Raw genomic sequence first — 266 nt, 5'->3', positions numbered from 1 at the left:
ATGGCAGTGGTTTTCCTACTAGAAGTTAAAGTTATCTGGATCTGGACCAACGCGATGATTTTCATTTAAAGCTTGAATTGCTTTCATATCATCCGAGCTTAATTCAAAGTCAAAGATGTTTGCATTTTCAATAATGCGGTGTTCTTTAATAGACTTAGGGATTGTTACAATTTCATTTTGTAGATCCCAACGTAAAATAACTTGTGCAGTCGATTTATTATATTTCGTAGCGATTTCTTGTAATGTTGGGTGATTAAGTAGCTGCC

Annotated in this window: 1 protein-coding gene; it reads right to left on the bottom strand. The window is 34.6% G+C overall.

Going from position 1 to position 266, the window contains the following annotated elements; translation table 11 throughout:
* Positions 1 to 18: 18 nt before the first annotated feature.
* A partial coding sequence (locus SB775_RS30285; protein ID WP_410864950.1) for an aldo/keto reductase occupies positions 19 to 266 on the bottom strand: 248 nt, incomplete at its 5' end.

It is taken from the genome of Peribacillus sp. SIMBA_075 (assembly GCF_046534585.1).
The sequence above is the reverse complement of the archived record's forward strand: the minus strand, read 5'-3'. Positions and strand labels throughout refer to the sequence as shown.